Origin of the sequence: Priestia sp. JSM ZJ58 (assembly GCF_044383985.1) — a bacterium.
GTDB lineage: Bacteria > Bacillota > Bacilli > Bacillales > Bacillaceae_H > Priestia > Priestia zanthoxyli.
On sequence record NZ_JBISEM010000001.1, the window covers coordinates 3,548,862 to 3,575,399 of the forward strand.

Here is a 26,538-nt window from a genome sequence, read left to right on the forward strand (position 1 = left end):
CGTCTTGGTATTTGGTATACTAAACTCACGGCATGTTCTACAGAGAAAGGGGCTTAATTGCATATGAACAAACAGCTTGGAACGTTAATGTTTGTTATTTTTATGGTATTTGTCGGCTTTGGAGTGATCATCCCCATCGTACCTGAAGTTATTCGTGCCACGGGTGCAAGCACGGTCAATTTAGGGATACTGATGGCTAGCTATTCGATCGCATCTTTTATTACCGCACCTTTTTGGGGGAAGCTTTCCGATATAAAAGGCCGCCGTCCCATCTTACTTTGGGGCTTACTTGGCTTTAGCGCAAGCTTTTTTCTTTTTTCGGTGGCAGAAAACTCTCTGACTCTGATGTATACGTCACGCATCATCGGAGGTTTGTTTGCAGGAGCTGTTATTCCTTGTGCTTTTGCATACGCTTCTGATAGTACAGATGAAGAAAACCGCACGAAAGCAATGGGACTGTTAGGGATGTCAATTGGCTTAGGCTTTATTTTTGGACCGGCATTAGGCGGTGTCCTTTCGTCTTTCGGCTTGTTTGTTCCCTTCGTTATCTCTGGTATCTTGTCACTGATTATGACAGCGTTCTCATTCTTTACGTTAAAAGAATCGTTACGAAAAGAACCTGCTGCCAAAGTACAGACATCCAGATGGCATGACTTCACGTCAGATTTTCAAGGAGCTATGAAGTATTTATATGTTCTTTCATTTTTAGCTACTTTTACGCTCGCTGGTTTAGAAGCTACTTTTCAATTTTTTCAAATAGCGAAAATCAATGCTACTCCCACGACAATCGGATGGATGTTTATGGCGAGCGGTTTAACTCAAGCCCTGATTCAAGGCGGTGTACTGCAGCGATTTAAAAAAGGAAATGAAAAAAAACTGATGGCTATTGGCTTATTGGTTTCAGCAATAGGATTTACGTCTATTTTGTTATCTTCTAGTGCCGTTAATGCTACCTTATTTCTGTGCATATTTACAGCAGGAAATGCCCTTATTCGTCCTTGTGTCCTCTCATTAATTACGATGAGAACCAAAGTAGGATATGGCTCTGCTTCAGGGTTAACTGCCTCAATGGATAGCTTAGGGCGTATTTTTGGCCCTCTGCTTGGTGCATTTGCCTTTAAACTCAATATGACGCTGCCTTTTATTATCGGAGCAGTTGTCACTTTAGCTGCTTTACTGCTGATTCAGCGTCATACAGCTCTAGATTATTCTGAGCAAACACTATCATCATAGAGGCTGAGACAAAAGTATTTTAGCTGAAGGAAAATCCGAACGATGAATCGAGATTCTTGATGAAGAATCCAACGCGTTCGGATTTTTTTATTGCTATGGTAAACGTAAGTTTCATGTATGTAGGCAAGGCGAAGACTCCTGCGGAAAGCGAAGCCTTGTAGGGAAAGCAACAGCCGATTCCTACTAGCTCATGTAGCCAATTTGTTAGTCTTTGGATTAATTTAGCTATGGCTCAATCTCTTTTCATCGTTACTAACACAAGATTATCCGCAGCTGCAGTGTGTTTTATAATTGAAAACCGATGAGCTTCGTATAGCTTAATCGCAGGTGTATTTTTTTCGGCTGTGGAAACCATACACTCACATTCTGAATATCTTTGAAGTACATATGTTAAAAGACGGCTTCCAATTCCTTTTCGAAAGTACTGAGGACGCACAACGAGGCGGCAAATCGTTAATCGCTCATTTTCTTTTTCAAACGACAGCACTCCTGCTAGCTTACCTTCAATCATTTCTCCGATAAACACTTCCTTGCTTTTCATAATATCTTCTTTGCTTTCTGTAAGCTGAGGAATATCCGAAAAACCAATGAGCCTTGCTTCTTCTTGATAAGCTTCTACTTGCACAGCTACTATTTGAAGAGCGATATCCACTCTTTGATGTTCGAGGATTTGAAGCATGAAAACCACTCCATTTCTTTCACAAATTTAGACAAATTCCATGTTTTCACTATATCCAAACGCCTTCCTTGTACATATTGTATTATGTACCGAATTAGCCAGGAGGTGTTTATATGCATATCACTGCTGAAAGAATTAGAGAAGCAACAGAAGCGATTGCTTCTACTGAGCTTGAAACATTTATGTACCAAGAGCCAACTGCCCGTCGCGGCCGTTCTACTCGTCGTTCTACTCGCCGTTCTACTCGCCGCACTACTCGTCGTTCTACTCGCCGCACTACTCGTCGTTCTACTCGCCGCACTACTCGTCGTTCTACTCGTCGTTCTACTCGTCGCACTACTCGTCGTTCTACTCGTCGTTCTACTCGCCGTTCTAGCCGTCGCCGCTGTCGCTGCGGTTCACCTTGCTGCTCATACCCATGGTTTAATAAATCATTTGGCTGCTGCTTTAAAGGGCATGGCTGCCGTCGCTAACTAACTCTAAAGCAAGCCGAGTCTAAAACATACGCGGCTTGCTTTTTTATAGATTTTCATTTTACATAATCATTCGTTTTACTCTTCTTAAAAAAGAAAACGACGTATAATAGTAGGAAAGAATCTCTCTTAAAAGGAGGCCTATCCATGCACTTATCGTTTGATCATCTTGTGCATTTTTCACCTGATCCTATTAAAGCTCAGAAAGAACTAAACGGATACGGAATAAATGTTATTAAAGGCGGTATCCATGAAAAATGGGGCACTTTTAACACGTTGGCTTATTTTCACCTCAGCTATATTGAATGGCTTGGGCTTAAAGATATCGCATTAGCTCAAACAGTTACAGATAATGATCTTATTCAGCAGCTTGTTAACGAACATACGTCACTTGGTCATTTTGGTCGATTTGCACTCCGTACAGATGATATGGATTTGCTGATAAAAGAGCTGGAAAGCAAGAACGTCACTGTAAAAGGTCCTGTAGCGGGTTCTCGTCAAACCAATGATGGAGAAAGACTTCAATGGAGAATGTGTTTTATTGAAGCTGACCACGATTCCTTGCCTCTTCCTTTTTTTATTGAGTGGGGTGAACCAGAAGAAAAACGCAAGCCAAAGCTAGCCGCTCTTTCTTCCCACCAAGCTGGTCAGCTGCAGCTAAAAAACATTTACTGTGCTGTACATAACCTTGAAGAATCCATCAGCAAATGGACAAAACTGCTGGACGTTCAGGCTGGCGAAAGCTACAAAGACTCTTTACTTGATGCACGTTGTCAAAAACTATATGTCAATGGAGGAAACCTTATTTTTTGCAGCGGAACACAAGGTGTTGTCCACGATACATTAAAAAAAGTTGGAGAGCGTCCATTTTTGGTTGAATTGGATCACGCTCTAACACCGCAACAAATTACCGTACAAGGAGCTTCTTTTAAATTCAACAAATAAACATCCGCGGGCGGATGTTTATTTCTGTGCTTCTTTTATAGCTTGATAAATGAAGTGAGGCAAAATCTCAAAGGAATACTGAACGTCTAATCTTTCGGTCCATTGATGCGCATCTCTTCCCAGCGGTCCAATGTTCAGCACCGGCATCTTCAGCTCCTCTAGCTCTTCTAGCGGGATATGATATCCTTTATTCCATAGAGGCATATTGGCTACTAACGTGTTAAATGTATGAAGCGGGTGCTGCAGGCTGGCATAGCTTAAATCCGAAATTCCGCCAAAATAACTTTGTTCAACTAGCTCTACTTGGAATTGCTCTTTGGCAGCTGCCTGTACGTTTGACAAAATCCTTTGTACAAAGAGATCATCATGTGAACAAACGGCCGGATAAAAAGGCGGCGTAAAAAATAAGACTATCATCGGAGCTGCTTCTTTACATAAACCAGCTAAAGAGTTTACTAATTTAATGGTTTTATTTCTGTCATCATCTTCTTGTGCCAAAAGTGCTGCTTCCATTTCTTGCACATATTTTTCACCGTGCTGTTTGACTGCATGAGTATAAAGTTCTTCATACGTCCATACGTTCACGTCAAGGGATGAACCCTCCATTCCCGCAGCGTACTGCCTAGCAGCTTTATTATAATGTTTTTTTACATTCAAAGCCGCTTTGTCAGCCGATTTCAACAGCAGATCTGTTACTTCTTTAAGAGAGCGGTTTAACATAAATAAATTAAATAATACAACGGCAGAGTGCGGAACTTGAACGGAATACTCTTCTTTTAAATCTTTTTGTATCAGTACCGTAGGAGGTGGACTCGTTTCATCTCTTACTTTTTCGCAAAAATCAACGTTTAGTTCTATTTCTTTTGTTAAATAAGAAGCTAGTAAATTAGCATTTAAACCAGCTAGCGGTTCCCCTACATGAGTTTCTTTTCCATAACACAAAAAGCTTGGCATGATCTTGCCAATCGATCCTGAGTACACATAGTTCGTTTGATCACCAGGATAGCGGCTGAATACCGGTTCTGCATTTAGCATGAGAGAAAAATCCAGCTGATGTTTGCACGCAAGTTCTAAAAGAACAGGCACTGCTTTTCTCATTCCGAGCGAATTTACTTCTTCATCCGGTACCGACAGAAGCAGGATGTTTCCGTCAAACTCTCCGTTGCATGCTCGTTCAATCATACTGATATGCAGAGCAATACCTGCTTTCATGTCCATCGTTCCTCGGCCAAAAAGCCAGTCTCCTTTTATCATATCTTTTTGTACGTGCGCCGGAACTTGTTCCATATCATTATAAAAAGTACTCGTTAACGTATCAGCGTGAAAAGCATCCTTTTTCCACTGTCCATAATCTTGTACATCCACTACGTCGTAATGACTGATTAATACAACTGTTTTATTCGTATTTTTCCCTTCAACAAAAGCTGTGACAATCGATCGCCCGTCTCCTGTTGAATGAAGCTCAACTTGCTCGTTTTTTTGAAAGTAAGGCAGCTTCAATAAATACGACGCTATCGATTCAGCCATTTCCACTTCTGCCATCGTTCCTGTCACGCTAGGTATAGAAACCAATTCGCTTACAAGCTTCTTTAACTGTTCTTTTGTTTGATACAAAGATGTTTTGTTCGACATACCCTTCATCTCTTTCCTTTTTCTAAATTTTCCATCAAACAAAACGATTCGTCAATCCCTTTGACAGAGACCCTTTCATTCTATCCCTATGTATCATAGTATGCGCTTCCTTGACGCACATGATAAAAAAAGAGTGCGCGGCTAGGGCTAGCACCGCACACTCTTTTTTTTACTTTTCGTCATCTTCTAAAAAGTCTAGGATACGATCAATAAGCTGTTCGCTTCCTGCATCGTTTCCATGTTCAAGAGACATTTCCATTTCAATGCTCCTTTCATAAAATATTCTTGTTTTATAACATACCACAATTCATTTCGAATGTAACCTTTAATTTGTGTAAAAATTTCGACAATTTATGATTAATTTTAAAACCTAGTGAGTAATGATTATACCCACCAGATTCTTCAATTGTCAAAAAACATGCTTTCTATTTAAAAACACTTTAAAAATAGAGGCGCGAGCAGACTTCTATAAAAGACAGCCTACTCGCTCAAGCTTGGAACAGCATGATGAATAAATTTCTAGTTCATTTGCTTTTTGTACATCTTTAATATCTATGCCTACAGCATATGTACGAACATGGTTTTCGACCACAATTTCATAAAATGTTTCTAATTCACGATAAGCTACTTGATAATGCTTTCCTAATAATTTTACGGCTTCCTTTAATGCTTTCTCTCCTGTATGTGCTGCAACTGCTGTATGACTCATAAAACCCTCTCCTTTTAGAAAAATAAAAAAAACTCATTTTGCTTTGATGCAAAATGAGTTTTTCACCCGTTTTATCACCCAAAGCACATGCTTTGCTGGTAGGAGCACCTTACATTCGTAGGTTGCTGTGGAGTCAAAGAGCCAGATCTCTCGTCCACTCGTGATAACTTTTTTAATTTAAAATTTATTCTATCAAACAATTCCATCCGCGTAAATAGAGAAATAAAAATATTTTAATTTTTTTGGTAATGGAATGAATTCAAAAAGTCAAAGCTTAGATTAGCAAAATAAGAAGCTGCTACAAGTAATGCCTCTTCATTTAATGAAAAAGAAGGATGGTGCCATTCATATTCTCCAGCCGTACCCATCCATACAAAAAATCCTGGTACACGCTGCTGATATACGGCAAAATCTTCTCCTCCAGGCGATTGTTCAGCTTCTACGAATTGATAACTAAGATTCTCTGCAGCGTTAATAACCAATTTTTCCAGCGTATCATCATTGTTTACTACAGGAAGATACGGATACCATTTAACGTCTACTGAAGCCCCGAAAGCTGCTCCAATCCCTTCAGCAGATCGTTTCATAAGAGCCGGTATTTTTTCTCTCGCTTCTTCTTGAAAGGTACGCACCGTTCCTTCAAGCGTTACTTTGTCAGGAATGACGTTCCACGAGCTCCCTCCGTGGATTTGAGTTATGCTGACAACAACATTTTGAAATGGGCTGAGATTACGGCTGACAATGGTTTGTAAACTAGTAACAATTTGACCAGCAGCAGCAATCGGATCTACTGTTTTTTCTGGAATACCTGCGTGACCGCCTACTCCTTTGACGTCAATTTCAAAACGATCAACGCTTGCCATTAAAGGTCCCGATTTGACACCAATGGTTCCTACAGGAAGATTCGGTTTGTTATGCATCCCAAATATCGCTTCTACTCCTTCGAGCACACCTTTTTCAACGAGCATTTTTGCCCCAGAAGCCGTTTCTTCGGCCGGTTGAAAGATAAATCGAACCGTACCGCAAAGCTCCTGCTGACGCTCTTTGAGAAGAATGGCTGCTCCGATTATAGAAGCCGTATGAAAATCATGGCCGCATGCGTGCATAACACCGTTCACTTCAGAAGCAAATGGCAGATTGGTTTTTTCTTCAATTGGCAGCGCATCAATATCAGCTCGAATAGCGATAGTAGGTCCCGGCTTTCCTCCCACAATTTCCGCTACTGCTCCCACGTCTAAATGGAATGCATCCGCTATAGAAATATCGTAGTGCTTTAACCACTTTTTAATACGTTTAGTTGTTTCATATTCTTTCATTGAAAGCTCTGGAAACCGGTGCAGCTCACGGCGTATGTCTATTAGCGTATTTAGTAGTAATTGATCTGTCATATTTATCACTCTTTCACATTTCTTAATTTAGACCACTTCTCTATCTTTTACGACAAAGAGTGTACCTCATTGAATTTTTTATAAAGAAATACGGTCGTATAGCCTTGTGCAAGGTGCTTTTCTTTAGCTTGAACATATCCTTTTCGTTCATACATCTCAACTAACCAAGGATGTTCTTTTGCTGTTCCTAAAGACACACCTGGCGATTTAAACGTATTCTTTATTACCTCTTCCTCTACTAGATGCAGCAGCTTAGATCCAACGCCTTTCCTGGCAAACGACGGGTCCACTGCAAACCACCAAAAGTGCGGAACAGCAAACGGACCTGGATGTTCTCCCCAAGGCATTCGTATAGATACAGTGGCAGCGATTCTTTTATCTTCTTCATATACATAGCAAAGGTTTTGAGAAATATTTTTCTTAACGAGGGCAAGATCAGCAGTAGCTGCTAAGAAAGGAATGCCTAGCTCTCGAATAGGCTTATATGCTTGTAGAGTTAAGTTCAATAAGTTATCCGCGTCGTCATTTGTTGCCAAACGGAATTCATTTTTCATCTCTTTGTCTCCTTATATAGTACTTAAATATTTTATTTAACTTATAAGTTTACTAAGAATTAAAAAAGACAGACTGCCGCCTTGCGTACTCACTATACAACTGCTTTAATAACGTGTCAATTCTATTTATCGTTTTCTATAAAAGATATAAATAAAACGAATACACGCAGAAAACTGCGCGTATTACGTACATATCAAGATAGACTTCAGGACTCACTTACCGTAGCTTTTAAATTAGCTGCCAACATCACAAGTTCTTCTATAGATGCTAACTCTTCTTGTGAAGCCGCAGCTACTTCTTCAGCGTAAGCAGCTGCTTGTTTAGCAACCTCCGAAAGGGTCATGACGGACTCCATTACTTTGAACGAATACCCATCAATCTCTCCTGTTGCTTTTGTCATTTTGTTCATTTGTTCTTGAGCGGCAAAGACATCTTCCATAATTGTGGAAAACTGTTGCGTTACATCTTCGACAGTGGCAATACCAAGCGTGACTTCTTCCGTATTCACTTCCATGTTTTGATAAGCCCGCTTTGCCTGTACTTCAATTTCTTTTAACAAATGACTAATTTGTATAGCGGACGTTTTAGATTCTTCCGCTAGCTTACGTACTTCCCCTGCCACTACAGCAAAACCTTTTCCTTGTTCTCCAGCCCTTGCAGCTTCAATAGCAGCATTAAGTGCAAGAAGATTTGTTTGTTCAGCAATTCTTGTAATCGTATTAATAATGCGGCCAATCTCTGCGGAACGATCTTCGAGTCCCTTTACTTCACTGGTCGATATCTTAACGGTTTCATAGATTTTATTCATTTGATTCGTCACATCTTTCACCGCAACATTTCCGGTAGAAGCATGTTCAGAGGCTCTGTTCATCGATTGTTGTACCTTTGAAGAATGATCAGTCATTTTCTGAAGCAGCTTGGCCATATCCACCATAGCTTGCTCGGTTTCAACCACACTTAGCAACTGCTTATCAGAACCCGCAGCAATATCTTGAATAGACATCGTAACTTCTGTCACAGCTGTTTTTGTTTCCTCCATGCTTACAAGCAATTGCTCTGAGGAATGACTGACCGTTCTCTTTGTTTTACTTATTTTCTGACGCAGCATTCTCATGTGAGTCATCATTTCATTAAATGAAGATATGAGTGTACTAATCTCATTTTTCCCTTTCAAAGGAACAACATCTACAGATAAATCGCCGTTTGAAATCCCTTTCATTGTTTTTGACAAATTTTCAACCGCAATTATGTAGCGACGTATGATAAAATAGAACACGGTAGTTGTAAAAGAAACAAACAGAAATGTAATCACTAGCGTAATCGAAGCTGCTTGCTCTTGTTTCACAATAAGATAATAATTGGTTACTTCAATTACAGTAGATGTTATGGCCATCATGGCTGCAATCATACATAGCATTTTCATGCGTAAACTTTGAAAAGCTTTTTTCATTTTTTCATCCCCTATACAATCTAAAGACATAGAATGTCTAATCTATATTAGTAGTATCGGCATATTTTTATATTTTTTTGTAAAAACTAAAGAAGAATTGAAACAATTATTATTGGCGCTTTTCCACTAAATATTGGAATACATATCTTCCTGCAAGGCGCTGCAACAGCAGTTGATAACTGTCTGATTATTCTTTCATTTGACCAAACTCTACCTTTGCTTATAAAATGAAGATTTGTAGAAAGGAGTACGAAAAATTTTATGTATACGTATCAAACAGGCAATCAAACAATTGACTACAAAATTGAAGTCGTTCCAAATAGAACCGATATCACGGTGCAAATTTGTGACAAAGAAGGGGTAAAAGTTATTATCCCAAGAGGTCTTAATGAAAACAATGTGCGTTCAATCATCGCACGCAAAGCAACATGGATTTTAAAACAACTAAACGGTTCACAACCAGCTGAGGAAAAGCCAGCTGCTCCAAAGAAAGAAGCAGTAAAAAAAGAAACAGCTAAAAAAGAGGCTCCTAAAGCAGCAGCTTCTGCAGCTAAAACTGGTTCTTTTGAAGAAGGAGACAAATTCCCTTACCTAGGGCGTCAATACCGCTTAAACATCGTTCGTGGAGATGTAGCAAAGGCTGAAATGACATTCCGTGCAAAATTCATTGCTACAGTACCTGAAAGCTGGAACGAGCAGCAAACAAATGAAGGTATTGGACAACTATTAACAGAATGGTACCAAAGCCGCGCAGGTGAAAAATTCCAAGAAGCTTTGAAATCTGTTAAAAAAACAGCTGACAATGCTCCTGAATCTGTTAAGTGGGACGAGTTAGGTGAAGAATATGCTACGACTCAAGATAATACAATCGTATTAAACTGGCGTTTGCTAACAGCTCCTCTTGCAACAATTGAATATGTCATTGCTTCTCAATTTACAAATGCAGATGAGTTATTCGAAGATGCAGCTGAACGCAAACAGTGGTTAAGCGATAACACCCTAAACGCATTTTAAGTTTATACATAAAAAAAGCACGCGGCGAACGCGTGCTTTTTTTATGACAATGAAGCCTTATACCTACTCCCTTCCCTCAAAAATCCCCCTCTATCAGGTCTTTGGACATGTCAAAGCTTCTACACCAATCGATATATTGTGTTTTAAAAGAAAGATATATATAATCAAGAAAATGTTTGATTTTGTTTAAATGTGGATACGTATACCTATAAGCAAGATAGCAAACACTTAAGATGAGTGGTTACGCTATAAAAGTTGTAATGACCATGTAAAGAAAGGAAGTGCAGCTTATGAAAGGACAGAGCTTTTTTATTTTAGGACTTATATTTGCTCTTATCATTGCTGTTTTAGCTGTAATTAACAACGATCCTGTACAATTTAACTATGTATTTGGTTCACAAAAATGGCCTCTTATTTTAATCATCTTAACAACGGCTGTGTTTGGAGGAGTTGTTGCTGCTTCATTGAGCTTTGTGAAAATTGTTCAACTAAGAGGACAAGTGAAACAGAAAAACAAGCGAATTGCTGAACTGGAAGAAGAAATCAATCAGCATAAGCCTGTTGAGCCTGTTGTGGAAGAAGAGCCAAATCAACCAGCTACTCGAACTGAGCGCGCTCAGTTATAATAAAGAAAAGCCGTTATTCTCTAGAATAACGGCTTTTTTCATTTTTTGTTCCGCCAAGCATATTTTCGGGATACACGCATAAACAGATAGATATGGAAAACTTTAGTTCTGAATGGTACAATCAACACTGTTATATCTCTATGAAAAACCTAAATTGATAGTCTTACCGTTAAGAAGGTGTTCATCCATTATGATCAATAAAAAAATAAAGCGCGAAATTCTTACATACACAAGCGTCATCCTCGGCACCGTTTTGCTTTCTGTTGTCGTTCAGCACTATTGGTTTCAGCCCTACACTGTAAAAGGCGATTCTATGAAGCCTATTTTGCACGAAGGCAATCGAATTATTATTAACAAACACAGCAAGCTGGAGCGCTTTGATATTGTCGTGTTACAAGCTCCCTATAGCAGTGATTTTCTAGTAAAGCGGATTGTGGGCTTACCAGGAGAAACGGTCGAATACAAAGATGATGTTCTGTATATAAATAACAAAGTCAAAAAAGAGCCGCATCTTCATAAATATTTATCCAAAGTGCCCGCTTACGAGCGATTTACTGAAAACTTTTCCACGTACGAACTGTCTCCAGACGGCACGATACCGGATGGATACGTATTAGTGCTAGGTGACAACAGACGCATAAGCCGGGACGGAAGACATTTTGGCCTCACTCCCATTTCTTCAATCATGGGAGAAGTCAACATGAAATATTGGCCTTTAAACGAAATGACTTTTATGCATTAACATATAAAAAGAGGTTGAGGCATAACGAAATGAATCCAACCTAAAGACGAACAAATGGGATACATGAGCTGAACCGCTTGTGACACCCCAGTCGATTTCCGTGCAAGACTTCGCTTTCCGCGGGAGTCTTCGCCTTGCCCTCAAATCAACTGCTAGAAAGAACGAAACAAATGAAACATACGTTCACCATAACAAAAAAAACGAACCACTAATCAGACATGTTGATTAGTGGTTCGTTTTTCACTTCAGCTAAAATACTTTTGTTCCAACCTCTTTTTATTTTGGATTTTCTTTGTTTTCTACATGCTGTTCTTCTGCAAATTCTGTGTCATACGCTAGTTTTCGCTTAAAAGCCGGACGCGTTCTCGCTGTATGTTTTGTTTCAATATGGTTGAATAAGTAGCGGTGAACAAAAACTTCAGCAAATGTAATAATAGCTGCAGAAATAATACTTCCCCAAGCAATTTGAACGTAACTGTCTAATAACAATGTGCCAAAAATCCATACGCTCATATACGTTAGAACAAATTCAACAATAATGGCATCACGATTTCCCACTAGAGGCAGTACAATTCGATCCACTACTAGATATGTCACAACTGTCGTTAACAAGCTAAAAGAAATAATGTCTCCGATGGTTGCATCAAAAAACAAATCAAGGCCTATACCAAACGCAATAAGTGCCGCTGCAAATTTAATGAGCAATAATGTTGCATGATTCATATTTGAACCCTCCTTTTTCTATATTAATTTGAACAAAAATAGGGAAATTAATACCTTTTTTGCCAAGAAGGGTATAATATAAGCAAAGCCAGTACGCTTGAGACTGCTCGAGCGTACAACAATGATTTGGGAGATGTTGTAATGATTGTACTAGAAAATAGCGAAATGAAAGTCAGCATTGAAGAAAAAGGAGCGGAAGTTGTAGAAGTATTTCATAAAGAAAAAGGCCTGCAGTTTATGTGGAGCGGAGACCCCGCTTATTGGGGACGAGTATCGCCAGTATTGTTTCCAATCGTAGGCCGATTAAAAAATGATCAGTATACCGTTGATCAGCGCGAATACTCTTTGCCTCAGCACGGCTTTTTACGTGATTCTACTTTCACCGTGATTGAGCAAACAAACGAAACAGCACGACTGAAATTTGCCACAAACGGCCGGTTTAAAGACGTATATCCATTTGAATGTTCAGTTGAAATTAGCTACCGTCTGGAAAACAATCGATTAACGTTTCAGTGGAAAGTAGTAAATGAAGATAAAGAGGATATGTATTTTTCAATTGGAGCCCACCCTGCTTTTCGTATTCCGTTACGTGAAAACGAGCAGATTTCTGATTACTATTTAGAAATAGAGCCTTCTGAAACTACGCCGAAGGAATTTGTATTAAAAGACGCTCTTATTCATGAAAAAGGGGCTGCAGAAAACTTGCACAAGCTGCCGCTAAGCGCAGATTTATTTGCAAATGACGCGTTAATTTTTAGCCATATTGACGGAATTACAATTAAATCACCGGTTAATGAAAATCAAATTAACGTTCAGTTTAATGATTTCCCTTATGTCGGTATTTGGTCAAAGTATGATGCAGAAAATCATACAATCGCTCCTTTTCTTTGCATCGAACCTTGGTTTGGAATTGCAGATACGCATGACCACAACGGAAATTTCAAAGAAAAATTAGGCATCAACCGTTTATCAAAAGACGGTGTATTTCAAACAGAATTCTCTGTTTTCTTTAGCTAATGCAACAGAGAACATAACAAAATCAATCCAACCTTGAGACGAACAAATGGGATCAATGATCTGGACTGCGTTCACCATAACAATGAAAAGCTCCGAACGAGTACTCGTTCGGAGCTTTCTTCAGCTAAACTACTTTTGTCTTTGCGTCTTTTTATATTAGTTATTTACAACATCGCTATTTTTTAGCGCATGGACTTGCTCGATTAGCTTCTGAACGTATTCTTCGCTGAGTACACCTGTTGCTCCTCGAATAATTTCAGTCGAATAGTGATCCGGAGGTGCAACTTCTTTTTCTTTATTTAACACAAAAAAAGTAAGAACATGATCCACCATCTTACCGTCATGCTCAACAGAGATAATCGCAGGACGATAGCCGTTATTATCTACGCCTTCTCTGCCATACAAATACGTAATTGCTTCGGGCGGCACGCGGTACAGTTTGCCTTCAACAACTCCGCCTTCTTCAACCATGTCTGCACGTCCTCCGTCATGAATAACGTGGTTATACCGAAGCGTATAGCCTTTAAAAACAGCTCTGCCAAGACAGTCTTGGAAATACTGATCAACGCCGTGCTTAATAAAACGATCGTTATCCATACATGAACCGTAAGCAAAATACAGCATGCCTTCTAATAAATCTTCTTTCCATACGCGCCAGTTTCCGCCTGGGATAAATTCTTGCAGCAGAGAACGGTCTCTTGCTACATATACAACGGCTTCAAATTCACCTTGGTCCGTTTCAACCGTTTGCACAACTTTATCATATTCATTGTCTTTATGACCTTCATGAATGTATCCTTCTAATTCATCAAGCGCCTTCCACATAAGCTGATCGGTCACTTCATACACTTCTCCGTATACAACATGTTCACTGTCGATATCGAGCATAGGGTAGCCTTGCTTTGTGTCATATAATTTCCCTTTCGTTTTTGCCTGCTTGGCAATAGGGCGCGCATGATGCAGCAACCCGTGATTACCTTCTCCTTCAAGAAGCGTTCCGTATACAAATAAATAATTGCACATACTCCTTATTCCCCCTCTTTCTCTTCATAAAGCTCTAGCGGTAACCCGTCCGGATCAGCAAAAAATGTGAATTTTTTTCCCGTTAGTTCATCTACCCTAATAGGTTCCACATCAATCCCTTGCTGCTCTAGTTCACGCTTGGAATCCTCTACGCTTTCAACCGCAAAAGCTAAATGGCGTAAGCCGCACGCTTCAGGTCTTGAAGGACGCTGTGGCGGATTTGGAAACGAGAACAACTCAATTTGATAGCCAGGAGCTACTTCTAAATCTAGCTTATATGAATCTCTTTCTTTTCTATATGTTTCTTCTATAATCTTGCATCCTAACACATTTACATAAAAAGCTTTTGAACGTTCATAATTACTTCCTATAATGGCTACGTGGTGCATTCGTTTTAAATTCATTTCATTCTCCCATAAAAACCCTTTTCTAATCATCCTACACAAAATGCCGGCAAACATCAAATAATTACGTTATCACCTTTGACTAGAGTGATAAAAGTCACGGACATAGTGTCTCATAACAAGTAATATAACAACGAGGTGAATAACATGATTTCGTTAACATTTAAATCTAGAATTGACCGAACTCAAAATTTAGATTCGTTAAAAGAAGAAGCTGCTATTATGCACCGTATTGCTGATCAGCTATCTCCAATGAGCTCTGAGTTCATAGAATATACTGAACGTATTCAATATGTGTATGAACGCATGCACATTATCGTACGTCATCCTACTAAAAAACTCGCTTAATATAAGCGAGTTTTTTTTATAAAATCTTTGTCAAACTACCTTATTTTGAGATATACTGAATGCTAATAAAAAAATGAAACTTTTTGATCTTACGTGCGTATACTTAATTACGATAGGATAAAAGATAAATAGTTGCGTAGATAAAAACCATCACGTGATGGTTGACATAGTTAAAGGAGGTGGTATTCTGATGGGGTTGCGACATACAAAATTGGCGAACTTGCAGAGATGGCACATGTAACGAAGCGCACGGTTGACTATTATACTAACATTGGGTTGTTAAAAGCAGAACGCTCTGCTTCTAACTATCGCTTTTATAATGAAGAGGCGCTGAAACGTCTTTACTTAATTGAAAAATTAAAAAGCGAAGGCCGTTCTCTTGAAGAAATTTCTTCTCTCTTTTCTGTAGAGCAATCCGAGAATAGCCACTCCAAAGACGAATTAGCATCCAAATTTTACGTACTAAACGACAGTTTAAAAGAAGTTGCACCGCTTATGGAAAAGCTTAACGAAGAAGATCGAAAAGTAATGATGAATCGGCTTTCACCAGAAAGCGTCACTCTTTTGCACTCTTTACTGCTGCTGCTGTCGTAAATTTATTATTTACAGGAGGTGTTTACTTACTTTATAGCACTATAAAGTAAGTATATTCATTGATAACCATTAACTTAATTATTTTTGCGATTTTAATTGTACTCACTGCTTTTTTCGTTGCTTCAGAGTTTGCAATTGTGAAGCTTCGTAGTTCACGGGTAGATCAACTTGTTGCTGAAGGCAAAAAAGGAGCGAATGCGGTTAAAACCGTAACGACACACTTAGATGAGTATTTATCTGCGTGTCAGCTTGGTATTACGATTACTGCTTTAGGACTCGGTTGGTTAGGAGAACCGACTGTTGCGAAGATTTTGGAACCTCTGTTTGAAGAACTGGGTGTTGCTGCATCTTTAACACATATTCTTTCATTCATTATCGCATTTGCGCTTGTAACGTTTGTTCACGTAGTCGTTGGTGAATTAGCGCCAAAAACATTTGCGATTCAAAAAGCTGAAACAGTTACGTTATTGTTTGCTCGTCCGTTAATTTTATTCTATAAAATCATGTTCCCTTTCATTTGGTTACTAAATGGTTCTGCCCGTTTGTTAACTGGCATGTTCGGATTAAAGCCAGCTTCAGAGCATGAACTTGCGCACAGTGAAGAAGAGCTGCGCATTATTTTATCAGAAAGTTTTAAAGGCGGGGAAATTAACCAGTCTGAATATAAGTACGTGAACAACATTTTCGAATTCGATAACCGTGTTGCTCGCGAAATCATGGTACCAAGAACAGAAATTTCAGCTGTTTCTGAAGACGACAGCATTGAAGATTTCTTAAAGCTTGCTGTAGAAGATCGCTACACCCGTTACCCTGTTACCGTTGACGGAGACAAAGATAACATTATCGGCTTAGTCAACGTCAAAGAGATTCTAAACGATGTCGTAATTAACGATGCGTTAAAAAAGCAAAGCGTGAAGCTTTATATGAATCCTATTATTCAAGTAATTGAAACCGTAGCGATTCAAGACCTACTGCGCTCGATGCAGAAGAAACGTACGCACATGGCCGTGTTGATTGACGAGTACGGCGGTACGGCGGGGATCGTTACCGTTGAAGATATTTTAGAAGAAATCGTTGGAGAAATTCGAGATGAGTTTGATACAGATGAAAAGCCGCTTGTTCAAAAAATCAACGATCAGCACTTTGTCTTTAACTCAAAAGTACTGCTTGAAGAAGTCAACGAAGTGCTTCATATCGAAATTGAAAACGATGATATCGATACAATCGGCGGCTGGATGCTGATGCAAAATATCGATATTCAAGAAGGCGAATCGTTCAAACTTTTTGGATACGAGTTTATTGCAAAAGAAATGGACGGTCACCAAATGAAAGAAGTGGAAGTACGTGCCCTTCCTGAGGAAGAACGCGTGCAGCCTGAAAGCCATTCACCAGAACAAGAAGTTACACAAGCATAATAGAAAGAGCCGCTTCTTCATGAAGCGGCTCTTTTTTTATGATTGTTTACTCTTAATCATGCAGCAGCTTATACACGACGTTCTCTTCTGCGTCTTCCCCAGTCTTTTCCTTCGCTTGGTCCATTGTGCCGACAAACTCCAGCTTTCCTTCCTTTAAGACGGCAAACCGATCACACACGCCTAAAATTTCATTCAAATCATGGGTGATATAGATAATCGTCTTTCCTTTTGCCGCCAGCTGTTTAATGTAACGAATGATCTCAAGCTTGGACTGCAAATCAATTCCGACTGTCGGCTCGTCCATTAACAAAACGGACGGTTCATGAATAAGTGAAACGGCTATATTCAGCTTTCGCTTCATGCCTCCTGATAAATTTTTCACCTTTTCCTTCCATCTTCCTTCGAGCTGTACAGCTGAGCAAAGAGACTGAAGCTGTTCATTCGACAGAGAGCGTGAAGTCATTTTGCCCCACATTTTCATGTTTTCTTTTACGCTAAGCTCTTCCCACAGCGCTATGTCTTGTGGAACGTAGCCAATGACTTCTCGTATCGCTTTTTGATTTTTCTTAAGCGATAAGCCTCCAATCGTGACATTCCCGCTTGAAGGAGCCGTAATGGTAGACAAAATAGACAGAAGCGTTGACTTACCAGCGCCGTTTGGTCCTAAAAGACCAATGACTTCTCCACTTTCTACGGTCAGCGTAACATTTGCTAACGATTGTTTTTTTCCGTATGTTTTGCTAACATTGTTAATTTCAATCATTTAATGCTCCTCACATTCCACACTATTTTAAACGTGCACAAACATATGCATCCAATGGAAACAGCTATCTCTTTCCAAATGAACGTAAGCGGCAGTGTATTCTGATACAGAAGCAGATGCTGCGGAAGCCACTGACTTATTCTTTCAATCGTTGCAGAAAGCTCTCCTACCGGGAAAAAGCTCCCTCCTATTATGCTGAGTCCTGTGACCATGACGACGCTGATCATATAATAAGAGCCAACTCGCTGACTTTCACTTGCAAGCCACGTGCTAAAAGCAACGCATGTGATCACATAGATACACATATACAGCAGCACACCGTAAGACTCTGCTCCATACAGCCATTTAAATAGAGCAAAGCTGATGAGAGCTTGAAGCACGTATAGCACAGCATAAGCGGCGCTGACGCTTCGAATATAACCATAAAGTCCTTTTTGCATCGTCTTCATTCGTTTAAAAAGATGACTCCGCTCTTTAATCATCCAATCTGATGTGATGCAGCAAAGTAAAAGCGTAAAAAATCCCCATAGCGGCACGTATCCGGTCATTTGAACGCTCCCTTGCTTCTTATGCTTCTTCGTTCCTTGCGCCTCGTAATCAATTGTCATCAGCGGCTTTGGTTTCCACTGGTTATCGGTATAGTGATACGCTTCTTTCCATAAATCCGGTCCTGCATGAATGTGATAGACTTTATATAAAAAAAGCACTTCATTTGCGGCTTTAACATTTGTCGTTAACCGTGTCACTTCACTGGCCACGACTTCTCGAACCGCTTCTGTCGCAACGGAAGAAGGCAACGTAAGCAAATCAATGACTCCTTGATAATTCCCCGCTTCTACTTCTTGCTGAAATCCGTTAGGAAACACAAAAATGCTGTCAATTTTATTTTTTGCCAGCTGCTTTCTTGCTTGTTCTTCATTCATAGAAAGAAACTGAATTTCTGTTGTTTTCCGCAGTCGATCCATCACTTGTTTAGACATGTTGCTGTGGTCTTGATCGACAAGAGCAACGGGTATTTTTGAATCACTTTGTACTTTTGCTAAAAATGAGCTGCTGATGACCGTTCCTATTAAAGGTAAAAAGAAGATCATGACAATAAGCATAGGACGCTTCAGCAGCTGCTTTATTTTTTCACTGATCATTTTCTCCACCGCCTTTGCAAAGTCATCACGTAGCTAACAGCAAAAACAAAACTTCCTGCTGCCGTAATGAGAATAGGCTTAAGGTAAAGAAAAGCTTCGTTTGTGTTATATCCATCAAATTCATAAAATAACAGCTCCAAGACACGGGTGTTGAGTGACCATTTCTGAAAACCACTCGCCCAGTCTGGTAAGTAGACGACTGGCACAACATGTCCGCTTAAAATCGCACTCAGCAAAATAAACAGCATGCCGGTTAGTTGATAAGCTTTTTGTGATAAAAAAAGAACCCGAAGAAGTAAAAACAAACATAAAAAAGCAAACAAACTTCCGCTTATCCCTAGAAAAAGCTCTCCGAACGTACCGGTTACAGGCAGTTTCAGTCCTTTAATGATGCTTCCAAACAAAACGACAGATACCGGTAGCAAAAGAACAAACAGAGCCGTCAGCTGCGCTAAATAAATGCGAAGAAACGATATACCTCTTGTTTTCATTCGATCCAGCACGGGAGAAGTCTGCGTTTCACTAGCAAGCAGCCATCCGCCGTAGCTCCAAATCATAAGCAGCAAAGCAGCAAAAGACAGCACATAATATTGCTTCATATCCTGCTGAAAGAAACTCGTTTCTACTTGTTCATCAAATAAACTTCCTCTATCTAATACATGAAGCCCAAACGTTACTAAGCTCTTCTTAAATTCTGCGCGTCTCTTTTCATCGGAAACATTTTCTTTTTCTAAAAAGGCATCAACCGTATTAATACCGCTTTGAGCAGCTGACGTGTAGTCGGCTGCACTTTCCATCACGTAGCGAAACAGCTGTGACTGAAGCGGCTTATTGTTGTTTCCAATGACGTGTAAAGGCTGATTTTTCCCATGAGCAATATCGTGACTAAAACCTTTTGGCAGCGTTACAATGGCTGCCACTTTATTTTGCTGCAGCAGCTGTTTAGCTTTCTCTTCATTCGTGTAAAGCGGCTTCATGATCTTGCGAAGCTTACCTTCGGTCAGCTGTTCGATGACGTACTTCGTTTGTGCAGTATCATCTTTATCCACAATGGCCACGGGGAACCGATTTATTTTCTCCTCACCTTGCATGGTCTGACTAATAATGATCCCTGCTCCAAGTAAAAACAGAGCAGGGATCATTATTAGCAGTATGAGAGATTTTATATTTTTCAATAGAGCTTTACATGTAAAAAGAGTCAAAGAGAAATATATCTTCATCTGCTTTGCACCTTTTAGTAACCAGCGGTTCCCATATTCATCATGAGACCTTGAACATTTTTAGCGAAATTTTCTTGAGTCGACAGCATATCTTCAGGCGTTACATCTTTTACGTTTGTCGCATTAGATGCGTCAAGCTCTGGAATAGAGGCTGATTTTTTTAATTGAGAAGCAGAGTCAATTTTTAACGTAACGTTTGCAGGATCTGCTTTTGGTCCTATTTTTGTACGAATATCAAACGAATAATCTGCTTTTCCTTTTGAAGCACTTATTGCTTGATTCTGCTTTACTTCTCCGTTTACTACTAGATCTTCTTGATCACCTAAGTCTAAAGAGAAAGTACGGTCAGCCGTCTGTTTTGCATCGGTTTTACCGTTGATTACTGAATTCATTTTAAACGTCATATTCGTGTCTTCATCTTTTGAATCTTTTGTTAACAAATGAATAGACATGTTTTCTTTTCTCTTTTCACTTTCCGTTGTTACGTCATTTTTCATATCAAACGTAAATGCATCATCGGTAGTGCTATCGGTTAGGACTGCTTTGAACTGCTTAGCCGTTTTGTTATCTTCATACGGAATATTTTTAGTTACGACGTTAAGTTTTCCTTTATCGTTAGAAGCATTTTTTACGCCCATGTTCATATCGCGAGCTACAACAACATCATCTTGAACGTACACAGTTGATTTAACACCGCCAGGGTAAGTCGTATCTTTTGCTTCTTTTTGGAAGTCTTGAAGACTTTCTTTTACTGATTTTTTCAATTCTTTTGGATCTGCCATATCTTTTAATTCTGGATTTGTCGCTGCTGAAGATTTAAACAGCTTAGACACGTGATTTGCATAGATAGTATGAAGCTTGTCATCTTTTGCTACCTTCGCAATAAGTTTATCCATAAATTGTTTTGTTTCTTTGTCAGACATGTTAAGCGTCACGCTTGTTAACTGAAGCGTTTTGCCATTTGTTTTATAATCCACATTTTTTTCTTTTGTAAAATAATCGCTGTCTAGCTGATCATAAATGAACGTTCCGTACTCTTTTGCAATGTAGGTTTTTTCTTTTTCCGTTAACTTTAAGTCTTCTAAACTTACGTTGCTCGTGTTAATATCAAGCGTTTCAGGACCTGAATACGAAGGATCGAACTTACGCGCTACCTGTCCATATTCGTCTAAGTTTAAATAGAAATATTCATTTGCTAGAATCGGAGCTTTAAAGCCTATTCTTTCTTTCGTTTGAAAACCTTCTAGATCAAGCGCTTTTGAACCGCCGATATTAAGAGCCAGTGAACCATATCCTTCACTTTTTTTCGGATCTTGTTCCGCTTTAATTTTAATTTCAGCTTTACTGATAAGATCTTGAATCATTTTAAAGCTTGGATCATACGAAAGTGAATCCATATTAAAGCCGCCTTTAATAGTAGCATTTGTGGTAGAAGGCTGCTTCATCGCTTTTTCCTGATAAGCCATCGTTTCACTGTACTTCGTTTCTAATTCATCTGCTGCTTTTTGATACGTATTTACTTCAGAAATTAAATATAACTGCTTAGGAGATTTTTTAAATACCGTAGCAAATGTAATTGCTCCTCCAATAATCACAATTAAAGCTGCCAAAATGATAATCCATTTAGCTGGCGCTTTTTTTGGAGCGGGCGCTGTTTCTAGCGAAGCCGCTGTTTCGTCTGTTGTTCTGTTTTGATCTTTCTCACTCATCTACACCAGAACCTCCTATGTATTTTGTTAGTCACTTTGTACATGATAAGGAATGGTTTCCATAAATTCTACTACTTCGACAAAATAAGACAATAATTAGTCCGATAAACCGATGTCTTTCGGTGCAATATCGTGTGCAAAGTACTCTACTTAAGTACCCAATATATTGAAAATAAAACCAATTATTCAAAACTATCTCAATAACTATTAAAATACGCAAATGACTTATCTTCTTGTATTTTTACAATATATTCCTATAATTAAGCATTTACACCTAAGAATTACGAAGTGCAGTTTTTTCCTCTTTCCTTTCATCACATACAGGTGATATCTATGTACGTCTTTATGAAAACATGATAAAAACATCAGCGTTTTATTCCGTTTTGAAAGGGAAATACTAATAGTAAGAAAGCTTTTTTCTTGCCCGTGACATAAAAATCAACTAAAGTATTCCTAAATACATTTCACACAATTTAATTTGAGGATAGAAAAAGGAGGATATCATTATGAATATACGCGTCACTCCTTCTGCAAAAGAAGCGTTGCAGAACGTGGAACAAAATCAAATGATTCAGCTTTCTTTTGATCGGGGAAGCTGCGATATTGTTAATACAATTTATGAAATGAAGATCATCTCAAAGCGCAGCCTTCAACCCTATGAAAAAGTTGTAACGGTTGAAGACCTAGAATTTATTGTTGATGATGACATGGAAGAAGTGTACGACAATGAGCTGGTGATTGATCACGCAGCAGGTGCTTTTGTCTTCAAAAATCATAACCAAATTTTTAATAACCGCGTAGGACTGCGCTATATTAATTCATAGAAAAAAGCAGGGAGCTCCCTGCTTTTTTTCTTGCATATGTCTTTTATCGATTGACTTTCAACCGCTCTTGGATAAACAACAACACGTTCACAAGGCTATTTTCTTCATATACATTCACTTGCTGACGCTTAAATTCCCCTTGTTCATGGTAGTAAATAATATCTCCCGTTCCTTTGTCTTCATTCATATGTAAATGAAAACTAAGCGGCGTTGCCAAAATAGATCCGTCTTCATCTCGCTGAAGAATTTGACAAAGCGTTTGATTCCCTTGTTTTTCAGATAAAAAGTCATAGCCAAATTGACGTGCTAACTTCTCCACTTGTGCAGCAATAAGAGCTGTAATCTGTTGATTGTCTTTCATAAGCAGTATTTCTCCTTACTTCATATCATTAGGGTTTTATTATTAGTATACTATACCTTAAACTTCTGGAGCTAACTACTTATCCTGTACAAATCATGACCACATGTCCATCCGGATCTTTTATCGTAAAAAACGAAAAATCATCAAAAGAAGTAATCGGAGAATCAATCGTATAGTCCATCCCTTTAACAAATTCATAGGCTTCTTTAATATCTTCCGTATGGAAATTAAAAATTGGATGGAGACTAGCCGCTATTTGTTTTTCTGTTCCTTCAGGACCTGCGTCCAGCGTTAACCCTGTTTCTCCATCAATTTTAAGATTATAAACGGGGTTCTTCACCTCGCTCATCTTGTATTCTTGACTCAGTAGCTCGCTATACCATTTTACTGAAGTTTTTAAATGAGATACGTGGATAAATACCGTATTCATTTTGTTGAAAACAGGACTCGGCATTTTTACCCTCCTTTTTGTTTTTCTGTTCATTCTATACCATTATCCACGTATCACTTTATACCTGCTACTCCCTTAACTTTTGCTCATATAGATACAAAAAAGCTTGCGAATACTATCATCCACAAGCTTTTTCTTCATAAAAAATATGTATGCTGTACAACTACAATCACAACCGCAATTAAAATCGAAGGCAGTAAATTAGCAACTTTAATTTTAATAATTTCTAATAAATTAATTCCAATCGCTAAAATTAACACGCCCCCTACTCCTGTGACTTCGGCAATGATACTATTCATTAAATCTTGCGGCACAACCGCATTGATTTGCGTAGCAAATAGCGCAATGATGCCTTCGTACAAAAATACGGGCACCGCTGAGAAAATGACGCCTATTCCAAGCGTAGTCGTTAATAATAATGAGATAAATCCATCCATCACCGCTTTTGTAAACAATACGCTGTGATCACCGCGTATTCCGCTGTCTAATGCCCCGACGATCGCCATCGCTCCAATAACAAAGATCAACGTTCCTGTCACAAAGCCCTGTGACATACTAAATGTTTGCTTGCCGTTTTGCTGAGATTGAAATTTTCGTTCAATCATATTGCCTAAAAGGTTTAGCTTTTCATCTAAATCAATGAACTCACCAATAACCGCTCCAATGGCTAAGCTCAAAATTACAATTAAAAACTGATGACTTTTAAAGCCCATTTGCAAACCGAGGGTGATAACGGATAACCCCATCGCTTGCATCACCGTCACGCTTACTTTCTCAGGAATGCGGTGAGCAAGCTTGCCCATTAATGTTCCGACAACAATTGCTAATCCATTGACTAATGCTCCTATAATAAACATACTGTCACCTTTACTTTGAATAATGCCATTTCTTTTTTCACTTGTTCTACTCCCTCTCTGCTGCGCACTAGCTGTATCAAACACCCTAAATTTTAACACAAAATTCTCTCAATTATGAAGAAAAGAAAAAGAGATTGAAACGTAACTAGATCACCCCATATAAAAACGAACAAATAGGATACATGAGCTGATTGCTTGCAACAACGTTCACCATCACCATAAAAAGATCCGAACGATGAATCGTTCGGATCTTCTTTTAACTAGAACAGGTTTGTTCCAGCCTTTTTATTAAAATGTAATAACGTCTTTTGTACCTTGCTTTTGGTAGCCTGTTTTTAACAGCTTCACTTCTTTATCCGCTGGCAAGTTGGTAAATACAACCGGTGTCACAATAGACGGTGCATGCTTTTTAACATACTCTAAATCCACCTGTAAAAGAGGTGTTCCTTGTTGAACGCTGTCACCTTCTTGAACAAGCGCTTGAAATCCTTCTCCTTTTAAATTCACAGTATCTAATCCAACGTGAATCAGGATTTCAATTCCTTCTACTGTTTTTAAACCAATCGCATGTTTTGTTGGGAACACAGTCATGACTTCACCGTTAATCGGTGATACGAGCGTTCCTTCAATCGGTTCAATCGCAAAGCCGTCGCCCATCATCTTTTGTGAAAACACTTGATCTTCCACTTCACTAAGCGGCTTTACAACGCCTTCAAACGGTAATACAAACTCTGTGTGTGCATCTGCTTGAACAGCCTGTTGTTCAACAGGTGCAGCGGTTGACGCTGTGCCGTATTTAACTAATTGATTCATTGCGTCTGCAACAAACTCTACTTCTGTTCCGACAATGACTTGAACATTTGTTTTATTGAGCTTCATGATTCCTCTCGCTCCGTGGCGCTTTAAGGCAGCTTCATTAATATTGCTAGCATCAGCTACTTGTAAGCGAAGACGAGTCGCACAGTTATCAATTACGGTTAAGTTTTCTTTTCCGCCTAAATCTTCAATAAAATACGATGCCATATCCACATATTTATCACCTGTTGCCACAACCGTTTCGTTTGATGTGTCTACTTCTTCATCATCTTCACGTCCCGGTGTTTTTAAATTTAATGCTTTGATCAGCGTGTAGAAAATGACAAAGTAAATGACCGCATATACAATTCCAATTCCCGCTAACAGCAGCGGTTTTTGTGAAATTCCGTAGTTTAAGAAGAAATCAATGGCCCCTGCTGAAAATCCAAATCCAGCGTGAATGCCAAGAGCAACGGCTAAAGCCATCGATATTCCTGTTAAAACGGCATGAATAACGTATAATAGCGGTGCTACGAACATAAATAGAAATTCAATTGGTTCCGTAATTCCTGTTAAAAAAGATGTAACAGCAAGCCCGATTAACATTCCGCTGACTTGTTTGCGCTTTTCTTTTTTAGCTGCTGCGATCATCGCAAGCGCAGCTGCCGGTAAACCAAACATCATAACCGGGAAGAATCCAGACATGAACGTTCCTGCCGTTGGATCTCCTTTAAAGAAGCGATTCAAATCTCCCGTTACGCCGTGATAGTCTCCAAATACAAACCATACTAAGCTGTTTAACACGTGATGCAGTCCAATTGGAATCAACAGACGGTTTAAAAATCCGTATATACCTGCACCAAGCGCTCCTGCTCCTGTAATCCACGTTCCTAAGTTGTTAATTTGATCTTGAATCGGCGGCCAAATAACCCCGAAAATTCCTGCAAGCGCAAGCATAACGACTGAAGTAATAATCGGTACAAACCGCTTTCCTGCAAAGAAGCCGAGCCACTCTGGCAGCTTAATCGCTGAGAAACGATTGTATAGTAAACCAGCCGTTACCCCCGAGACAATCCCGCCGAGTACACCCATATTAATATCTTTATCAATAGCTACAGTTCCTTTTGTTAACACAAAATAACCGACGACTCCGGCAAGTGCTGCTGCGCCGCTTCCATCTTTTGAAAGCCCTACAGCAATTCCGAGTGCAAACAGTAGTGCTAAATTCGCAAAAATCGCATCTCCGGCTTGAGCCATAAATGGAATATCTAATAAGTCCTTTTGACCCAAACGAAGAAGCAATGCCGCAGCAGGTAATACTGCGATTGGCAGCATAAGCGATTTACCAATACGTTGTAAAAAATTCAGCATGTTTCTATCCCCTTTGTATAACGTATTTAACCCGATGTTACGAGCAAGGATTTTCGTAACAATATTTATCGGATG

At 39.2% G+C, this 26,538-nt stretch carries 28 protein-coding genes and 1 riboswitch; of the genes, 11 read left to right on the forward strand and 17 right to left on the reverse strand.

Going from position 1 to position 26,538, the window contains the following annotated elements; genetic code table 11:
- Positions 1-63 precede the first annotated feature (63 nt).
- Positions 64-1,233 (forward strand): MFS transporter, encoded by a 1,170-nt coding sequence (locus tag ACH6EI_RS18505; RefSeq protein ID WP_028414199.1) that lies wholly within the window; start codon positions 64-66, stop codon positions 1,231-1,233.
- Between the two features lie 232 nt (positions 1,234-1,465).
- On the opposite strand, the gene ACH6EI_RS18510 is transcribed toward ACH6EI_RS18505, so the two are convergent.
- Positions 1,466-1,912 carry a GNAT family N-acetyltransferase gene (locus ACH6EI_RS18510; protein ID WP_028414200.1) on the reverse strand — a complete coding sequence of 149 codons (447 nt, stop codon included), beginning with the start codon at positions 1,910-1,912 and terminating at the stop codon, positions 1,466-1,468.
- A 113-nt stretch (positions 1,913-2,025) separates the two neighbouring features.
- Here ACH6EI_RS18510 and ACH6EI_RS18515 point away from each other — a divergent pair, with 113 nt between their 5' ends.
- Together ACH6EI_RS18515 and ACH6EI_RS18520 are read left to right on the forward strand one after the other, a co-directional pair.
- Positions 2,026-2,385, forward strand: a complete 360-nt coding sequence (locus tag ACH6EI_RS18515) for a CotG/ExsB N-terminal domain-containing protein (RefSeq protein ID WP_108674507.1) — start codon at positions 2,026-2,028, stop codon at positions 2,383-2,385.
- A 147-nt stretch (positions 2,386-2,532) separates the two neighbouring features.
- Entirely contained in the window at positions 2,533-3,330 is a 798-nt protein-coding gene (locus tag ACH6EI_RS18520; RefSeq protein ID WP_098112674.1) for a VOC family protein, read from the forward strand.
- Between the two features lie 18 nt (positions 3,331-3,348).
- On the opposite strand, the gene ACH6EI_RS18525 is transcribed toward ACH6EI_RS18520, so the two are convergent.
- From ACH6EI_RS18525 to ACH6EI_RS18545, 5 genes are all read right to left on the reverse strand, one after another.
- Positions 3,349-4,962 carry a M20/M25/M40 family metallo-hydrolase gene (locus ACH6EI_RS18525; protein ID WP_098112675.1) on the reverse strand — a complete coding sequence of 538 codons (1,614 nt, stop codon included), beginning with the start codon at positions 4,960-4,962 and terminating at the stop codon, positions 3,349-3,351.
- Positions 4,963-5,428: 466 nt separating this feature from the next.
- Positions 5,429-5,671 carry a hypothetical protein gene (locus ACH6EI_RS18530; RefSeq protein ID WP_028414204.1) on the reverse strand — a complete coding sequence of 81 codons (243 nt, stop codon included), beginning with the start codon at positions 5,669-5,671 and terminating at the stop codon, positions 5,429-5,431.
- A 68-nt stretch (positions 5,672-5,739) separates the two neighbouring features.
- Positions 5,740-5,841: riboswitch (SAM riboswitch) on the reverse strand.
- Between the two features lie 63 nt (positions 5,842-5,904).
- A complete protein-coding gene (locus ACH6EI_RS18535) occupies positions 5,905-7,059 on the reverse strand; it encodes an amidohydrolase (protein WP_394530602.1) in 1,155 nt (384 codons plus the stop codon).
- A 47-nt stretch (positions 7,060-7,106) separates the two neighbouring features.
- Positions 7,107-7,613 carry a GNAT family N-acetyltransferase gene (locus ACH6EI_RS18540; protein ID WP_033578344.1) on the reverse strand — a complete coding sequence of 169 codons (507 nt, stop codon included), beginning with the start codon at positions 7,611-7,613 and terminating at the stop codon, positions 7,107-7,109.
- A 206-nt stretch (positions 7,614-7,819) separates the two neighbouring features.
- The gene (locus ACH6EI_RS18545) at positions 7,820-9,064 is read right to left on the reverse strand and encodes a methyl-accepting chemotaxis protein (protein ID WP_176521401.1); all 1,245 of its coding nucleotides are present in this window, start codon (positions 9,062-9,064) and stop codon (positions 7,820-7,822) included.
- 261 nt (positions 9,065-9,325) lie between these two features.
- On the opposite strand from ACH6EI_RS18545, the gene ACH6EI_RS18550 reads away from it, so the two are divergent.
- The 3 genes from ACH6EI_RS18550 to lepB all read left to right on the forward strand — a co-directional run bounded on the left by ACH6EI_RS18550 (position 9,326) and on the right by lepB (position 11,446).
- Positions 9,326-10,078: a M48 family metallopeptidase gene (locus ACH6EI_RS18550; protein ID WP_098112678.1), complete on the forward strand. Its 753-nt coding sequence runs from the start codon at positions 9,326-9,328 to the stop codon at positions 10,076-10,078.
- 290 nt (positions 10,079-10,368) lie between these two features.
- On the forward strand, positions 10,369-10,704 hold the full coding sequence (locus ACH6EI_RS18555; protein ID WP_099000176.1) for a LapA family protein: 336 nt from the start codon (positions 10,369-10,371) through the stop codon (positions 10,702-10,704).
- A gap of 190 nt (positions 10,705-10,894) precedes the next feature.
- Positions 10,895-11,446, forward strand: a complete 552-nt coding sequence (lepB, locus tag ACH6EI_RS18560; protein WP_098112680.1) for a signal peptidase I — start codon at positions 10,895-10,897, stop codon at positions 11,444-11,446.
- A 276-nt stretch (positions 11,447-11,722) separates the two neighbouring features.
- On the opposite strand, the gene ACH6EI_RS18565 is transcribed toward lepB, so the two are convergent.
- A complete protein-coding gene (locus ACH6EI_RS18565) occupies positions 11,723-12,169 on the reverse strand; it encodes a YndM family protein (RefSeq protein ID WP_098112681.1) in 447 nt (148 codons plus the stop codon).
- A 141-nt stretch (positions 12,170-12,310) separates the two neighbouring features.
- Between ACH6EI_RS18565 and ACH6EI_RS18570 the strand changes: the two genes are divergently transcribed.
- On the forward strand, positions 12,311-13,186 hold the full coding sequence (locus ACH6EI_RS18570) for an aldose 1-epimerase family protein (protein ID WP_098112682.1): 876 nt from the start codon (positions 12,311-12,313) through the stop codon (positions 13,184-13,186).
- A 156-nt stretch (positions 13,187-13,342) separates the two neighbouring features.
- Here ACH6EI_RS18570 and ACH6EI_RS18575 read toward each other — a convergent pair whose 3' ends face one another.
- On the reverse strand, positions 13,343-14,209 hold the full coding sequence (locus tag ACH6EI_RS18575) for a gamma-glutamylcyclotransferase family protein (protein ID WP_108674506.1): 867 nt from the start codon (positions 14,207-14,209) through the stop codon (positions 13,343-13,345).
- 5 nt (positions 14,210-14,214) lie between these two features.
- A complete protein-coding gene (gene gloA2 / locus ACH6EI_RS18580) occupies positions 14,215-14,613 on the reverse strand; it encodes an SMU1112c/YaeR family gloxylase I-like metalloprotein (protein ID WP_014461134.1) in 399 nt (132 codons plus the stop codon).
- Between the two features lie 147 nt (positions 14,614-14,760).
- Here gloA2 and ACH6EI_RS18585 point away from each other — a divergent pair, with 147 nt between their 5' ends.
- From ACH6EI_RS18585 to ACH6EI_RS18595, 3 genes are all read left to right on the forward strand, one after another.
- Positions 14,761-14,961, forward strand: coding sequence for a hypothetical protein (locus tag ACH6EI_RS18585; RefSeq protein WP_028414212.1), 201 nt, complete (start codon positions 14,761-14,763; stop codon positions 14,959-14,961).
- 228 nt (positions 14,962-15,189) lie between these two features.
- The gene (locus ACH6EI_RS18590) at positions 15,190-15,555 is read left to right on the forward strand and encodes a MerR family transcriptional regulator (RefSeq protein WP_033578339.1); all 366 of its coding nucleotides are present in this window, start codon (positions 15,190-15,192) and stop codon (positions 15,553-15,555) included.
- A gap of 59 nt (positions 15,556-15,614) precedes the next feature.
- Entirely contained in the window at positions 15,615-16,970 is a 1,356-nt protein-coding gene (locus ACH6EI_RS18595) for a hemolysin family protein (RefSeq protein WP_028414214.1), read from the forward strand.
- Positions 16,971-17,022: 52 nt separating this feature from the next.
- On the opposite strand, the gene ACH6EI_RS18600 is transcribed toward ACH6EI_RS18595, so the two are convergent.
- From ACH6EI_RS18600 to ACH6EI_RS18615, 4 genes are read right to left on the reverse strand one after another with little or no spacing between them, the layout of a single operon-like run.
- The gene (locus ACH6EI_RS18600) at positions 17,023-17,733 is read right to left on the reverse strand and encodes an ABC transporter ATP-binding protein (protein WP_098112684.1); all 711 of its coding nucleotides are present in this window, start codon (positions 17,731-17,733) and stop codon (positions 17,023-17,025) included.
- Positions 17,730-18,875, reverse strand: coding sequence for an ABC transporter permease (locus ACH6EI_RS18605; RefSeq protein ID WP_098112685.1), 1,146 nt, complete (start codon positions 18,873-18,875; stop codon positions 17,730-17,732). Before ACH6EI_RS18605 ends, ACH6EI_RS18600 begins: the two co-directional genes overlap by 4 nt.
- Positions 18,872-20,095 (reverse strand): ABC transporter permease, encoded by a 1,224-nt coding sequence (locus ACH6EI_RS18610; protein ID WP_099330733.1) that lies wholly within the window; start codon positions 20,093-20,095, stop codon positions 18,872-18,874. Before ACH6EI_RS18610 ends, ACH6EI_RS18605 begins: the two co-directional genes overlap by 4 nt.
- 14 nt (positions 20,096-20,109) lie before the next feature.
- Positions 20,110-21,804, reverse strand: a complete 1,695-nt coding sequence (locus tag ACH6EI_RS18615; protein WP_099330732.1) for a DUF6583 family protein — start codon at positions 21,802-21,804, stop codon at positions 20,110-20,112.
- Positions 21,805-22,310: 506 nt separating this feature from the next.
- Between ACH6EI_RS18615 and ACH6EI_RS18620 the strand changes: the two genes are divergently transcribed.
- On the forward strand, positions 22,311-22,628 hold the full coding sequence (locus ACH6EI_RS18620) for an iron-sulfur cluster biosynthesis family protein (RefSeq protein ID WP_013055888.1): 318 nt from the start codon (positions 22,311-22,313) through the stop codon (positions 22,626-22,628).
- A gap of 43 nt (positions 22,629-22,671) precedes the next feature.
- On the opposite strand, the gene ACH6EI_RS18625 is transcribed toward ACH6EI_RS18620, so the two are convergent.
- The 4 genes from ACH6EI_RS18625 to nagE all read right to left on the reverse strand — a co-directional run bounded on the left by ACH6EI_RS18625 (position 22,672) and on the right by nagE (position 26,463).
- Complete coding sequence (locus ACH6EI_RS18625) at positions 22,672-22,989, reverse strand: hypothetical protein (RefSeq protein WP_013082157.1); 318 nt, start codon at positions 22,987-22,989, stop codon at positions 22,672-22,674.
- Positions 22,990-23,068: 79 nt separating this feature from the next.
- On the reverse strand, positions 23,069-23,443 hold the full coding sequence (locus ACH6EI_RS18630) for a VOC family protein (protein ID WP_099330731.1): 375 nt from the start codon (positions 23,441-23,443) through the stop codon (positions 23,069-23,071).
- A 134-nt stretch (positions 23,444-23,577) separates the two neighbouring features.
- Positions 23,578-24,297: a DUF554 domain-containing protein gene (locus ACH6EI_RS18635; protein ID WP_099331362.1), complete on the reverse strand. Its 720-nt coding sequence runs from the start codon at positions 24,295-24,297 to the stop codon at positions 23,578-23,580.
- Positions 24,298-24,585: 288 nt separating this feature from the next.
- Positions 24,586-26,463, reverse strand: a complete 1,878-nt coding sequence (nagE, locus tag ACH6EI_RS18640; protein ID WP_028414222.1) for an N-acetylglucosamine-specific PTS transporter subunit IIBC — start codon at positions 26,461-26,463, stop codon at positions 24,586-24,588.
- Positions 26,464-26,538: the final 75 nt, after the last annotated feature.